The organism is Mucilaginibacter sp. P4_D1, assembly GCF_056401935.1.
The window spans coordinates 11,687-27,253 of sequence record NZ_JBFUIJ010000008.1 but is presented as its reverse complement, the minus strand read 5'-3'; the positions used below and the strand labels follow the sequence as shown (position 1 = coordinate 27,253).

Genomic DNA, 15,567 nt, shown 5'->3' with positions numbered 1-15,567 from the left:
TCTGTTAATATTAATTAAGTGAAATATCATCAAACAACCAGGTGTAATTGGCAGATCCATCGCCACTTGTTCCGTTATCAAATATCAGTACCACTTTTTGGTATGATTTTGCGGTGTTAATGGTGCTGTAATCAAACGTGAGCGTTTCCCATTCATTGGCTTTGGTGGTAGTCACTTGTTTTTCAAAGCTGGTACCGCCATCAGTCAGGTTTTCAACTTTCAGCAATACTTTTGCACCTACCCTTGGCGAGTAAACTTTCATGGTAAAGGTTTTCTTTGTCGAAAAATCAATTGGGTTTGGTAAGGTAATATAGCTACCGCCATAGGTTTCGCCAGGATTTTTAACCATTTTACCAACTTTGGCACTGGTGTTTATACCCGATGATTTGGGGTTGGCAATTACAGTTACAGTTCCGCCATTAAAATCGGTAAATGCATAACTTAATGTAGTTGATTCAAAAGTGAGCGGGATACCTAAAACTTCAGGACGGGAGGCGGCCATCTTCACATCATCCCAATAGAATTTTTTACCATTACCTGCAGTACCAAAATCAAAGAAAATGGATGCCTTATCATAGGTAGTACCATAATTAACAGCAGGTGTACCAGATGAGTTTTTGGTAAAATCAAACGTTAGCGTTTCCCAGCCGTTAGCCACCGTACTTAACACATCCGTTTCGACCGAATTGGCGCCATTGGTGTGATCTTCCAGCTTCAATTTGATATCGATGCCAGCCGCCGGCGAGTAAACCCGTACTGTCATTTTGTTGCTTGTTGCAGTTAGGGGCACTTTTGCAAGGAACCCGGCTGGCGTACCAATGGTTACACCCGCCCATACTTCGGCACCGTTTGGCTTGGTAGTAAGTTTTACTTTATTAGCTGCGTTGGTTGGGTCAACGGCATCGGTTGTTTGGTCGTTGCCAAAATTGGTCATGGTATAGTTAACCGTAGCATCATCAAATGTAACCGGCAGGTTTATCTGTGTTAATGCAGGGGCCGATGGAACAAACTTCAAATCGTCGGCATAATATGCCTTGCCATCGCCGTTTACGCCAAAGTTGAAGAACAATGATGCTTTGTCATAAGTATACGCCGCGTTTAATCCCGGCGTGCCTGCGGCCGGCGAATTAAAGTCGAATGTCAGCGTTTCCCATTTATTGGCAACGGTTGTTTTAACGTCGGTTTCAACAGCGTGGTTGCCGTTGGTATGGTCTTCAATTTTTAGTTTGATATCCAATCCTGCCGCAGGCGAATAAACCCGCACGCTCATTTTTGATGAAGCCGCAGTAACAGGAATTTTAGATGCAAAACCTAAGGAAGTACCAATGGTGGTACCAGCCCAAACTTCAGATCCGGCTGTTTTAATGGCCTTTAAAACTTTATTAGCCGGGTTGGCCGGATCGGCCGCTACAGATGATTGATTGCCACCAAAATCGCTCATGGTGTAATCATAATTAGGATCATCAAAAGTAACCGGCAAATCTATTTGCTTGCCAACTTTGATGGTATCAAGCAAAGTAGTTGTTGCCGCGCCGCCGCTAAGTGCCACAACCCTAACTACGTACACGCCTGCACCGGCGTAAGCGTGGGTTAAAGTTTGTCCTTCTAAAAACGCCTTAAAAGGCTCGGGGTTAACCGCTGTCGAATCGCCATAGTAAACCTTAAATAAGGTTTCGTAGGTGGCAGATGCCGATAGGCTAATACTTAAACCCGATGTAGTTACCGTAGCTTTCAAGTTTTCGGGAGCGCGGAACGACACGGTTAACGGCTGGGTAAATTCGGTTGTTTTACCGTTAAGGCCGTGGCCTACAATTTTAACCGTGTAATTACCTTCGGCATAAGTGTGCTGTACGTTTTTACCCGACTGCACTTTTACGTAAGTACTACCCGCATCGCCATAATAAACATCGTATGATACCGCTCCCTCGCCATTTGGCGTAATGGTTACCAGTCCCGAGTTATCCTGCGTAATATCAAACAGGACAGATAGCTTAGCAGGCGATGTAATACCGTTTACAAAAGAAGTATCAGTGTATGATTCTTTTTTGCAACCCGCGGTAACGGCCAGTAATAACGCTATGCTATAAAAATATTTTCTTGCATTCATGATCGTTAGTTTTAATAGTTAAATGAATTAATATCCCGGGTTTTGTGTTAAGCCCGAAACATCCACTTCTGACTGCGGGATGGCAAATACTTCGTTTTTACCCGTTTTAAAGCCCGGAATTTTCGCGGCGGCCTGCCCTGTTCTAACCAAATCAAAAAACCTGTCGCCCTCCATAGCCAGTTCCAGCCTTCTCTCGTCCCAGATAGCCTGTTTTAACGCTGCGCCGGTTAAGGTGATATTGTGGTTAGCATCGCCAAATGCACGCTGGCGTACCTGGTTCAGGTACCCCTGTGCCTTTACATCGTTGGGCGCGGTAGCGCGGTTGTTGGCTTCAGCAGCCATCAGCAACACTTCGGCGTAACGGATAGTACGGAAGTTGTTTAAATAGTTCAACTCCACCTGACCAGATGTTTCGCCTTTGCGGGGCAGGTATTTACCATTGTACAGGCCCGTATTTTTATATGGCGCTACCTGGTAAGTAATACCTAATGCAGGATTGGCATTTTTGTAGGCTTCGATATCAAAAGTTGTTACCGCTTTACGCTGATCGCCGGCGGAATAAGCCGAGGCTAAATTTTGCGACGGCAGGTTGGTGCTCCAGCCGGCTGCATACGGAATATTGCCGTTTAAACCACGGATGCCGCATTGCTGTACCGAGTAGTTACCCTGGCCCCGGGTTACACCGCCCCAATTGTAATAAGGCGATCCATTGGTGTATTGGATCTCGAATACCGATTCAGACCCGTTTTCGCCGGCCGCCAGGAATATCGAATTAAAATCGGCCACTAACGAGAAAGCGTTGGAGGTAATTACGGTTTCTAATGTTGACGCTGCCTGATCAAACTTGTTTTCGTAAAGGTAAACCTTACCTAATAACGCCTGCGCGGCATATTTGGTAATGCGGCCTTTTTGTGTTTGTACAGCAGGTAATGCAGCAATAGCACTGGCCAAATCGGCCTCAATTGCTTTATAAACATCAGCCTTAGGCGATCTTTTTAAAGTACGTGAATCGGTTACGCCCAAACGCTTGTCGGTAAACAAGGGAACATCGCCAAACATGCGTACCAGCGAAAAATAGTAGTAAGCACGTAAAAAGTAAATCTCGCCATAAAGGGCATCCTTACCAGCAAAAGTAATGGTTTGGCCTGCCAGGTTTTTATCCTTGTACTGGGTTAAATAATTGGCCCGGTTAACACCCTCGTAGGCCACCTGCCATAAATCGGTCATGGTTGAGTTGATGGGTGTGTTGGTATAATCATCTATCTGTTGTAACGACAACACATCTGATGCGCTCTCGCCCCCGGTTACCGAATTATCTGAGGCGATATCGCCCACGGGAACCATCTGGTTTAGCCATTGTAACGGCGAGTACGCGCTAATTACCATGGTGCGGTAATCAGTCTCCGATTTTAAATAGTCCTGCTCCGTTGTCACAAAATCTTCATGCGGATTGTAATCCACAAACTTTTTGCAGGATGCAAGTATGGTAACCAGGGTAACCAAACTCATTAATATATATTTCTTCTTCATTGTAATATGATCTATTTAAATGATTATAATTTGATATCAAGGCCAAATGAATAGATGCGTGGTTGCGGATATTCGCCACGATCAACACCTGTATCCAGGATGCCGCCTGATATTTCCGGATCATAACCGGTATACTTGGTTATTACAAAAGCGTTTTTAACCTGGCCGTATAGGCGCACACTGTTAAACACCTTTCCGGTTATTGATTTAGGAAAGGTATAGCCCAGCTGCAGGTTTTTAATCTTTACAAATGAACCGTTCTCAACATACCTGTCAGATACGCGGATGTTGCTGTTAGGATCGGTAAATGAGTATCTTGGGTTATGGGCATCGTTGGTAGTTCCGGGGCCTGTCCACCTGGCCAGTACGCTGCGGAATTTATTGGTATAGTTTCCATTACGCTCGTAAGCCCTATAAATATCGTTGCCGATAGATGCATAAGTAAAGGCGCTAAAATCGAAGCCTTTGTATGATGCACTCAAATTCCAGCCGATGGTGAATTTAGGGAAAGGGTCACCAATTTTGGTTTGGTCGTTAGCGTCTATCTTGCCGTCTTTGTTTATGTCAACATAACGGATATCGCCAGGTTGCGCGCCCGACTGGGTAGGTGCTTTGGCAATTTCATCCGCAGTTTGAAACAGGCCATCCGTTTTATAGCCATAAAAATAACCGGGAGTAAAGCCTTTCTGGAACACAGTAACTGTTTGCGATTGACCGTTAAAATAGCCCCCTCCGTATATTTTGGCGCTGTTATCGGTATTGGTAGCGGTTACCAGGTTTTTTGCTGTAGTAAACGTAAACGTATTACCCAGTTTAAAATCCTTGTTTAAGGTTTCATTATAGCTTAGGGTGATATCAAAACCGTTAGTTTTGGTTGAGCCAATGTTGGCTGTAGGGATTGGCACAGTACCCAGGTATAAGGAAGCATTCGGCGTAAATAATAAGCCGTTTACTTTTTTCTGGTAGTAATCTGCCGAGATATTAAGTTTGCTGTTAAAGAAATGAATATCAAAACCTACGTTTGATTGTAACTGGCGCTCCCATTTCAAGCTGTTATTGGCAGCCGATGCAACAGTTGAACCCGGATAAAATACATTATCAAAGTTGTAACCATTACTGTTGGCAGTTGGGCCGTAATCAGGGCCGCCGGTTGAAATTTTTACATATTGCGGGCTAACGTTTTCGTTACCGATAGCGCCATAGCTACCCCTGATTTTTAAATAATCAATAAAAGGAACTTTAAAAAAGTCTTCGCTTGTTACAACCCACCCCAACGAACCGGAGTAGAAATTACCGAACTTATTATTGGTACCAAAAGCGTACGAACCATCGCGACGGGCCACAAACGACGCCAGGTACTTTTCTTTATAATCGTAGTTTACACGACCGAAGTACGAAACATTCCGGCGGAAATACTGGTAGTAGTAGCCACTAAGCGCATTGGTATTTGTAGCCGAATTTGTGCCGGTTGCGGCTGTAAAATCGGCAAATTCCCAGGAGTTATAAGGCACATCCTGCCTGCTTGCCCCATCGGCGTTGCCAGATGTGCGGTATAGCGAGAAACCTGCGGTAGTTTCAAAATGATTGTCTTTATCCAGGTTAAAATTGTAATTACCATAGGTTTCCCAAGAATAATTAAAGTTGCTGTCCTTTTCGTGCGATACGCTGTTGTGCATGCCGGTAACGGTTGTTCCGTCGGCATTCATCGTATTATCTACGTTCTGGGGGCCATAAAATACAAGAGGTGTAAATGTTTTTGCATTTGAATCATATTTGGTGTAGCCAAACCTGCTGGTTAAAGTTAAGCCTTTAAATACATCGTACTGCAATTCAAATTTGCCGTACAGTTTGTTGCCTGTGTTTGTGTTGTAGGTATTATCCAGTTTGGTAAGCGGGTTATAAACCTCCGAGAAAATATGGTTACTAAAGCCGTATTTCCCTACCGTATTGGGTACGTTATTATAAATGGGTACGGTTGGATCAAAGTTTAACGCACTACCCAAGATGCTGTTGAAAGAATTTTCCTGGATGCCTTTTGATTTAAGGATTACATCGGTTGCGTTGATAGTAAATTTTAACTTTTTGCTTAGCTGGAAGTTAAGGTTCGCGGTAAAGTTCCCTCTGTCAAACCTCGATTTATCAATGCCCCCAACAATACCACCCTGGCTTTGGTAGCCGCCGGACAGGAAATAGTTCACGTTTTCGCTGCCGCCCGTAGCCGATAAGTTATACGTTTGCATGGGGGCGGTATGGAAAATTTGTTTTTGCCAATCGGTACCAACGCCGAGTGTGCTCAGGTCAGGAAATATCACGCTGCCACCCGAAGTAACGCTACCTTCGTTTACAATAGCGCCATATTCAGAAGCATTTAATACACCAATTGTGCGGGCTACTTCCTGAATACCGTAATTGGTGGTTAGGGCAATTTGCGGTTTCTGGTTCTTTTTGCCGGTTTTGGTGGTTACTACTATTACACCATTACCCCCATGTACACCATATATGGCTGTTGTAGCCGCATCTTTAAGCACGTTGATCGATTCGATATCAATTGGATTGATGGAGTTAAAATCGGTTAAAGTTTGCTGCACACCATCGATAATTACCGTTGGGTCGGTACCCGAAAATGATGGGATACCCCTTACCAGCACCGTAGGCTTTGAGCCCGGCGAACCGCTTTGGATAACGCTTACGCCGGCTGCCTGCCCCTGCAGCGCTTCTTCTGCCCGTGTTGGGGTTAGTTTTTGGATGTCAGAAGCTTTAATAGTTGATATGGCGCCCGAAACTTTGGTTATTTTTTGCGTTCCGTAACCAACCACTACTACTTCATTCAATGCCTTTGCGGCATTATCTTCTAAAGCAAAGTCGAGCACGCCGCCTTTTGAAGCTGCTTTTTCTAAGGTTTCCATACCCAGGAATGATACTACTATTGTAGCGCCAACCTGCGGTATATTAAGCGAATAATTGCCATTTACATCTGTTATTGCACCTGTTGTTGTACCTTTAATAGATACTGATGCACCGGGTAAAGGCTGCCCATCTGATTTTTGGGTTACTTTACCGGTTAATCGAACGTTTTGCGCAAATGCACCGCTTACAAAGCAAAATAGTAAGGCGATGCACATGCAAAACCTGAGTTTTACTTGCATACAAATTTGAATTTTAGGTTATATAATTATAATTGAAAGCTGCATTCCAGGCTTGTTACCCTTGCGCAACGCACCTGGTCAGGATGCAGAATAAACGATTTTTATGGTTCAGGGTGGAAATTCGGGGCTAATAGCTGTGATATTTTCCATACTGTATTTACCACTACATAAATTAATTATACAGGGCATCATGAGGCATAATACATTCATACTCGCGTTAAAATTTTTAATATTATAATTGGTTTGGTCAATTGGTTTCGACGCTTCAAATGTAGATGCATGGGCCGTTGCAGCGAAAAAACGGACTACATCACTACCACACAGTTTGAAAAAATMGTCATATTAGTAGCTAATCGCGCTTATAGTTGATACATTTATTAAAATGTTCATCGCCGCATTATAACCTGATATGTTTTTACGTACTATTATTTTTTTACTCCTGCTTGCGGGTGTGCAGTCTGCATCTTCACAAACTTATATTGGCCAGCGCGAAACGGTTAATTTTGATAAAAAACAATATAACGGCGGCACCCAAAACTGGAAAATAAGGCAAGACGCCCAGGGCCGCATGTATTTTGCCAATAACGAGGGCGTGCTTGTTTTTGATGGCGCATACTGGCAGTTGTATCCGCTGCCTAATAAAACTATTGTCAGATCTATTGAATTTGGAAAGGACAGGAAACTTTACGCGGGCGGACAAGACGAGTTGGGGTACTTTGCCCCCGGTAGCAACGGACAGCTTACTTTTACCTCGTTAAAAAACCTACTGCCCAAGGCCGACCAGAATTTTTCGGATATCTGGGATATTGTGACCTATGGCGATGATGTATTTTTTCGGTCACATGATAAAATCTTCAGGTATAGCTATGGCAAAATAACTATTTATAACTCATCGTCGTGGTTATTTTTGGGCTTATACCAGGGCCAGCTAATAGCACATGATCAGCAAAAGGGCGTACTGGTTTTTAAAAACAACAACTGGCAAACCTTTATCGAAAAAAAAGATCTGCCCAATGGCTTTTATATTACCAGCGTTTGCCGGTTTGGCGAAAACTCCAGCCTGGTTACTACTGCCAAAAACGGCGTTTTTGTTTTAACCGGGAACCAGCTCAAAAACTGGCTGCTTAGCGGCTTCGATATAGGTGGTCAGCAGGCATTTTCGGCGGCGGTTGCTATTGGCGAAAATAATTACCTGTTAAGTACCTATACCAACGGCATTTACCAGGTTGATGAAAACGGCACCGTAATAGAAAAGATATCGAAAAAAGAGGGGCTTCAAAATACAAATGTGCGCTGCATGTTTATGGATGTAAACCATAACATATGGCTGGGGCTTGATAATGGCATCGATTTCATCGCCTTTAATAATGCCGTAAAACATATTAACCCGGCTGTGTTTAAAGATGGCAGCGGTTATGCCATAGCTAAATACCAAAACGCGCTGTATTTTTCTATGTCGACAGGTATATACAAGCTCCCTGTAGAAGATATTACCGATTTAAGCTACGCTAAAAATAATTTTAACGTTTTAGCCGATGGCTTATCATGGCATTTGTCTGTAGTTAACGACGATTTGCTGGCCGGCCGCGATGATGGCATGTTTAAAATAAGCGGGGATAAGTTGCTCCCTATTTATAATGCCACAGGCTTTTGGCTTTTTGAACCTTTATTAAACAAACCCGGTACCAATTTAGTTGCCGCAGGCAATTATTACGGCGTGAGGTTATTTGAACGAATAGCTACCGGTTTTCTTGATAAAGGGAATATTGGCAAATACTATGAATCGGCCCGTTTTATGGCCGTTGATGCCGAAAGTAATATCTGGACATCGCACCCCACCCGCGGTATTTATAAAATAAGCCCCGACAACGCGCAGGTAAAAATGTATACCCAGGCGCAGGGCTTGCCATCAACCTTAAACAATTTTGTTTTTAAGATCAGGAACCGTGTAGTTGTAGCAACAGAAAAAGGCGTTTATGAATATGATGCTTCCACTGATAAGTTTGGGCCTTCCGAGGCTTATAAAGGGATTTTCGGAACAAGAAGCCTTAGGTATTTAAGAGAAGATCCATCAGGCAATATTTGGTTTGTACAGGAAAAAAGCCTCGGCGTGGTCGATTATTCATCCCCGAAACCAACCATTACCTACATCCCCGAGCTAACCGATAAAATATTAAGCGGCTTTGAAAATGTTTATCCCATTAATGATAACAACGTTTTTGTTGGCAGCGAGAACGGCTATTATCATATTAACTATGCCAAATACAAACAGAATATCCACCCGCTGTCGGTTTTTATCCGCAAGGTTAAAGCAACGGCAGGTACCGACAGCCTGCTTTTTGGCGGATATTATGGATTGGTTAATGATGATAATAAGCAATCATCAACCAATACCCGTTCACTGAGTTATTTACGAAACTCCCTTCACTTTGAATACTCCTCGCCTGTTTTTGAGGGCCAATCAAATGTTACGTATAGCTATTATCTGGAAGGCTTTGACCAGGAATGGTCGGCCTGGTCAAAAAAGACTGAAAAGGACTACACCAACCTGTCGGCAGGTACTTATACTTTTATGGTAAAGGCGCGCAATCACCAGAATAACGAATCGCCGGTAAGCGTCTATACTTTCACCATTAGTCCGCCCTGGTATCAAACCATCTGGGCATACCTTGTTTACATAATAATTTTTAGCTACCTGCTTTATTTTATTTACCAGCAACAAGAAAAACGGCACATCCGCAACCAGCAAAAAGAATTGGCGATACAGCGACAAAAGAACGAGGAAGAGCAAAAGCAAATGGCCTACCTGCACCAACTTGAGCTGGAGCGATCGGAAAAAGAGGTGGTGAAATTGAAGAATGAAAAACTGGAGAGCGAAATTGAATATAAAAACTCCGAACTGGCCAGCTCGGCCATGAGCCTGGTGCAAAAAAAGGAGTTTATTTTAAAAGTTAAGGACGAACTGCAACGCATCAACAAATCGGGTAAGGATGTTGTTGAAACGGTAGAAATTAAAAAGATCCTGCGGTTGCTGTCCGAAGAAAAGAAGGTAAACGAGGAATGGGAACAATTCTCGCTGCACTTTAACAAAGTACACGCCGACTTCCTGACGGTAATTAAAGACCGCTACCCCAGTATCAACCAGCAGGAGTTAAAATTATGTGCCTACCTCATTATGAACCTATCCAGTAAGGAGATTGCCCAGCTAATGGCGATATCTGTAAGGGGAGTTGAAATAAGCAGATACAGGCTGAGAAAGAAACTACAAATCCCCACGGAGATCAATTTATTTGAGTTTCTGTTTGATATTCAACGGGAAATCATGAAATAAATACCTTGATGCAGGTATTCCGGGCCAAACAAGATAAGTGTAGTTTTACTGTTACAAAACCATTTTATCATGATGACAATAACATACAACGGATCAATCCAGATTCTTATTGACGGCGTAGCAGAAGCAAACAGGCTTTTGGCCGATAACGCCTTTTACCAGGCTATTGCAACCAAACCCGGGTTTTATTTTACCAACGCAACGGGAGCACAGGTAGCCGCCTCGATGCAAAATTGCAACCTTCAGTTATCTGTAAAAACATTCAAGAAATATTTCACAAGGGAATTGGGGTATGAAGATCCAAACGATCCTACTTCCATTCACATCAATATTGCAGGCAACAAATTGAACAGATCGTTAGGGAGTATAGCGGGTACATTCATCCATGAGTCAGTACATGCTGCCGACTCTGATGACCAGGCCCTTGACTACCCACACGATGGTAATAGTTCGGCGGGTAATGAGGATACAGCACCTTATTGGATAGGTAACCTCGCTGTACAGCTTATAGACCATCCCGCACTACCTGTTGACGTAAATGCGGTGGCTTCGGTTGTACATGCACTTGATGACATTATGGTATAGTATCCCCAAAACACTATATAAATAACAAAAAACGGGATCTTAATTAAAATTTCCCGTTTTTGTTAAAGATTTAAACAGCGTCTGATAGTGAGCTAAACGTGAAATCCCTCACCTTCAAAGTTGGGATGAGGTAGCTGCGATAACTTTCTACACTGATGCTCCGCTCCTGCTTGCCAAGGGCTTCCAGGTTGTTAAGCATAATAACCGGGCTCTCGTTAAACCTGAAATTTTTAACCGGGAACTTGATTTTACCATTCTCGATATAAAACGTACCATCGCGGGTAAGGCCTGTTAACAGCAACGATTGCGGATCAACCATGCGGATATACCAGAGGCGCGATACCAGGATACCACGTTCGGTGCTCTTGATGAGGTCTTCCAGGCTGGCATCGCCGCCATCCATAATAATATTACCGGGGCCTGGCAAAGGCTTAACACCTTTTTTATCAGCCCAGTAGCGGGTATAGCTTAAATTTTTAACCACGCCTTTTTCAATCCAGCTGGTTTTTTCGCGCGGCAAGCCTTCACCGCTCCATGTGGTTGATGGCAGGTCGGGGTTAAATGGGTCTGAGTAGATATTCACTTTAGGGTCCATTAGCTGCTCGCCCAGGCGGGTACCTCCACCCTTCTTGCTCAGAAAGCTGCGGCCCTCTTCGGCACTCCGGGCATCAAAACGGAACATGTTTTCCAGCAGATAGGTAGCTGCAACAGGCTCTAGTATAACGGTATATTTACCTGGCTCTATGGCTTTTGCACCTGATGAGCTTAAACATTTACCTGCGGCGTATTTGGTTGCCGAAAAGGTATCCATCTTACTTACATCGGTAAATCCCCTGGCAGCATAGCCAGATGCTGTGCCTTCCTGGTTACGGGTGGTAACCGAGAAAGTAACATCGCTACCTTTGTTGTAAGCAAACAACCCTTTAGAATTCATTACAGCGTTAAAACTGGTAGAATTCTCGAGAAACCCGGCGGCTGTCAATTTTGCTTCTTTGGTAACCGATAGACTTTTGGCTACCATTTCGGCGCGGGTATCAGGCGTTATGGCTGCTGTGTTAGCATTAAAAGTAATAGACTCTGCAAAAGTTTGCGGACCTAACATCGGCATATATTCGGGATTGGCCGGCGCTAACTGCGCCAGTTCCTCCGACCGGCGCACCACTCTTTCCAGCGCGGCATCGTCAAATTCATCAATGGTGGCGGTACCGGCCTTTTTGCCAAATACCGATGTTACGGCCAATCCAATAGTACTGATATCGCCAGCTGTTGAAACAGCATTTAAAGCGGTGCGGATATTACCGCCTTCGCTCCCGTTTAAACTTACCTCACACTCCTCGGCTTTTGAATAGGCAAGTACCTTTTTTAGTAAAGCCTGGGCTTCTTCTTTATTTAATATAGGCATAATTCAGTTATCCGATCTTTCTTTTAGTGTTGATTACATTAACTCCCTTAAATAACGCGGTTGATGATCCGTGCGATACCGCGCTTGACTGGCCTGGCTGGCCTTTACCATCGTTAAAGGCTCCACCTAAACGGTAGTCACGCTCGTCGCAAACCTGGCTGCATGAATTCCAGAACTCCTGTGTGTTGGCCTGGTAGGCAACATCGTTAAGCATGCCAGCTATCTTGCCGTTTTTAATCTCATAAAACAGCTGCCCGCCAAACTGGAAGTTATAGCGCTGCTGATCGATAGAGAATGAGCCATCACCAATAATGTAAACGCCTTTCTCGACGTTTTTAATCATCTCATCAACACTTAATGGGGTTTTGCCCGGTTGCAAAGATATATTTGGCATACGCTGAAATTGCACATCCTGCCAGCTTTGGGAGTAACAGCAGCCTTGTGATTCGGTAAGCCCGATAATATGTGCCTGGTCGCGGATGGCCTGGTAGTTAACTAAGGTGCCTTCTTTTATGATATCCCATTTTTTACACTTAACACCTTCATCGTCATAACCTACGGCTCCTAATGAACCTACCTGGGTTTTATCGGCCACAATATTTACGGCCTTGCTGCCAAAATTAAACTTGCCCGATTTCCATTTATCTAACGTAAGGAAGCTGGTACCGGCAAAGTTAGCCTCGTAGCCCAGCACACGGTCAAGCTCCGTAGGGTGACCAACAGATTCGTGAATGGTTAACCATAAGTGCGAAGGATCAAGCACCAGGTCATATTTGCCCGGCTCAACCGATTTTGCTTTTATTTTATCGGCTGCCTGCTGGGTAGCAAACTTCATATCTTCAATCATGTCATAACGCTTTTTGTAGCGGGTGGTTATACCAGTCACCTTCTCGCTGTCCAACGGATCAAGATACTCGTATCCCATACCAACCGGCGAGCTTAGCGACCTGCGGGTTTCAAATGAACCTGCAGCAGGATCTATTTTGGTTACTGTAAAACTCGGGAATAAGCGATGTACATCCTGGTCGATATACGAACCATCGGTAGATGCAAAATATTTTTGCTCGTTTACAGCAAACATAATCGAGTTTACAAAGTTGGCACCACCTGCCATAGCCACGCCGTTGGCGTTAAGCAACAGATCAACCTTTTCTTTGATTGGCACTTCAAATGCGTTTTTGGTAATCGGTGTTTTCCAGCTTACTTCGCCATAACCTTTTTGAGGGGCAAGTTCTACGGGAGCTCCACCAATTTTGGCATTGGCTTTGGCAACTGCAACTGCTTTCAGGGCAGTTTTAGCCATACCTTCTTTAGTTACATCGTTGGTTGCCGCAAATCCCCAGCAACCATTAGCTATAACCCGGATACCGATACCATACGATTCGGTATTGGCCACATTAAGCACCTTGTTTTCGCGGGTTACCACAAACTGGTTAAGGTAGCGGCCAATCCTAACATCGGCATAGGTAGCACCCTTTGATTTGGCTGCGTTTAAAGCCACATCGGCCAGCTCTTTTTTGATCTTTACATCAACGCCTTCCAGCGCCTGTAAAGGATCGATTGTTTTACCGAGGGCATTCATACCAGGCAGCATTAAAGCGCCGGCACCCATACCCGTTAAATAGATAAAGTCACGTCTTCTCAAAGTATATTTCCTCCTTTTATTACTTATATAACTACCGAAACTTAGCCTCTAACCACAAAAAAGCACAAGCCATCAATAGCAAAACATAAAAATAAATTTTACTTACAGCAATCGTGGCTTTTTCGTGTATCTGTTTCGTTACATTGCTATTAATCGCGTTGTTGGCGATATAGGCTTTGGTGTCGGCTTGCTTTTTTAACGCCCTTATAGTTTTCCAATCATCGTAACTATAAACATAAAACCAGTTTAAAGTCCCGTTACTTTGTTTTACAGATTGCCAGCCGGCAACCTGCGGCCAGTAGTTTACTTTCCATTGAAAAGGGAGCTTGCTATTTTGTATTGGGGCGATAACCGCGCTGCCAATTTGTATTGCCGATGGCGCTATCGCGCTCTCCAGCTGTAACTCAACCGGATTTGATACTGTTGGGATAGTCGATTTTACTGTCCACGATTCTGTTGTGGCAATCTTTCGTGCTGCCTTAGCAATCAACAACGACCATAAAGCTGAATAGTCGGCTTTATTACCGCCCAATATCCAGCTGAAAGTATTATTCAAGGGTGTGAATACCAATTTACCGGCACCGTCCAATGCATTGGCCGCTAAAACATGTCCGTGCTCGTCACTAACCAATGCTTGGGTATTAGCCTGGTTTGCCAGGTAAACCATTCCGGCATTCAATTTGGCTGTGTTACCGGTTTTGCCTTGTATGCTGAGCGATACCGGTGCAGGATCTTTCATCGACAGCCGGTCAGCAGGGAAATCGCGTTGCAGCCACGAATTTGATCTTAAGCTACTATCAGCCCGTATAACTACCCCCAGGCCTTTTTGGGTTACTTCCTGTTGTAAAGCGGCAGCCTCGGCCCCGTTTAGCGTTTTCAAAACGCTTAGGTCAGCAATTAAAACATCAAACTTGCCAAAAACCGAAGCTGATAAATGATCAAGCGGAAATTGATCCAGGTTGATGAACTCTTTGTTGAATTTATCTTTACTGATTGCCGAGCGGACTGCCACTGCGTATCCCTTTTCGGAAAGCCAGTTCTTTAAAAACCGACTCTCAAAATCGGGCGATGCGGTTAGCATTAAAACATTCAAAGGTTTGGCCGGTTCAATTTGTACGGGGATATTTTGGTTCTCGAGCGTGTCTGTCCCGGCTATGGCCAGTAACTTATAAACGTTTTTGCCTTGATTTTTGGGCGTGTTCCTTAAATTAAACGGCACCGCCTCGCCCGGTGGAATGATTACAGAATCCAACCCTGTACTTAAGCCCTTCAGTACCAGTTTTATTTTTTGAGGCAAACTGTTTTTATAAGTTCCGGCAACGTTAATCTCATCTCCTGCTTTTAGGCGCTCACTCCAACTAACTGCGGTTATCCCTTGTTTAAAAGCCGCGGGATGGAATATTACCGGTACATGATCCAATCGCTGTAGTTCTTCCTTGTCCAAACCATCACCCAGGATCCGTATTTGTGTAATTGTCGAATCGGATTTCAGATCTGCTAAATCATAGATCAGCGTTGCCTTCGAACTCTTTTGGCTGATTGCGCTATTCAGGGTGAATATTTTTTCAGCATTATACCTGCTCACACTATCGGCACTAAAGCCTTCAGTTAGTAATAGCGCTTCCCTTTTATCCTGCCGGTTTACATTAACCTGGTAAGTTAAAGGTAAAGCAATACAGGCTAAGGCAATTATGGCCGTTATAGTTGCAAGCAGTCGTAAAACCAAACGCGATTGATTTGCCCGAACGTACTCTTTCCAAACCGCGAAAGCAGCAATTAAAATGCAAATGACGATAACAATGGCGTTCCAGTTCATTTGTA

The 15,567-nt window shown here is 43.9% G+C and carries 8 protein-coding genes; 2 read left to right on the top strand and 6 right to left on the bottom strand.

The window, feature by feature from the left end; translation table 11 throughout:
• Nucleotides 1–10: 10 nt before the first annotated feature.
• The 3 genes from AC1DV1_RS09760 to AC1DV1_RS09750 are packed head-to-tail and all read right to left on the bottom strand — an operon-like array spanning nt 11 to nt 6,783.
• Entirely contained in the window at nt 11–2,107 is a 2,097-nt protein-coding gene (locus AC1DV1_RS09760; protein ID WP_477358184.1) for a phage tail protein, read from the bottom strand.
• Between the two features lie 27 nt (nt 2,108–2,134).
• Nucleotides 2,135–3,637: a RagB/SusD family nutrient uptake outer membrane protein gene (locus AC1DV1_RS09755; RefSeq protein ID WP_477358181.1), complete on the bottom strand. Its 1,503-nt coding sequence runs from the start codon at nt 3,635–3,637 to the stop codon at nt 2,135–2,137.
• Between the two features lie 23 nt (nt 3,638–3,660).
• Complete coding sequence (locus tag AC1DV1_RS09750) at nt 3,661–6,783, bottom strand: SusC/RagA family TonB-linked outer membrane protein (RefSeq protein ID WP_477358178.1); 3,123 nt, start codon at nt 6,781–6,783, stop codon at nt 3,661–3,663.
• Nucleotides 6,784–7,192: 409 nt separating this feature from the next.
• Here AC1DV1_RS09750 and AC1DV1_RS09745 point away from each other — a divergent pair, with 409 nt between their 5' ends.
• Together AC1DV1_RS09745 and AC1DV1_RS09740 are read left to right on the top strand one after the other, a co-directional pair.
• Entirely contained in the window at nt 7,193–10,114 is a 2,922-nt protein-coding gene (locus AC1DV1_RS09745; protein ID WP_477358175.1) for a ligand-binding sensor domain-containing protein, read from the top strand.
• 69 nt (nt 10,115–10,183) lie between these two features.
• A complete protein-coding gene (locus AC1DV1_RS09740) occupies nt 10,184–10,699 on the top strand; it encodes a hypothetical protein (RefSeq protein ID WP_477358173.1) in 516 nt (171 codons plus the stop codon).
• Nucleotides 10,700–10,769: 70 nt separating this feature from the next.
• Here AC1DV1_RS09740 and AC1DV1_RS09735 read toward each other — a convergent pair whose 3' ends face one another.
• The 3 genes from AC1DV1_RS09735 to AC1DV1_RS09725 are packed head-to-tail and all read right to left on the bottom strand — an operon-like array spanning nt 10,770 to nt 15,562.
• Nucleotides 10,770–12,101 (bottom strand): TldD/PmbA family protein, encoded by a 1,332-nt coding sequence (locus AC1DV1_RS09735; RefSeq protein WP_477358169.1) that lies wholly within the window; start codon nt 12,099–12,101, stop codon nt 10,770–10,772.
• A gap of 7 nt (nt 12,102–12,108) precedes the next feature.
• Nucleotides 12,109–13,746 carry a TldD/PmbA family protein gene (locus AC1DV1_RS09730; protein WP_477358167.1) on the bottom strand — a complete coding sequence of 546 codons (1,638 nt, stop codon included), beginning with the start codon at nt 13,744–13,746 and terminating at the stop codon, nt 12,109–12,111.
• 31 nt (nt 13,747–13,777) lie between these two features.
• Nucleotides 13,778–15,562, bottom strand: coding sequence for a hypothetical protein (locus tag AC1DV1_RS09725; protein ID WP_477358164.1), 1,785 nt, complete (start codon nt 15,560–15,562; stop codon nt 13,778–13,780).
• Nucleotides 15,563–15,567 lie beyond the last annotated feature (5 nt).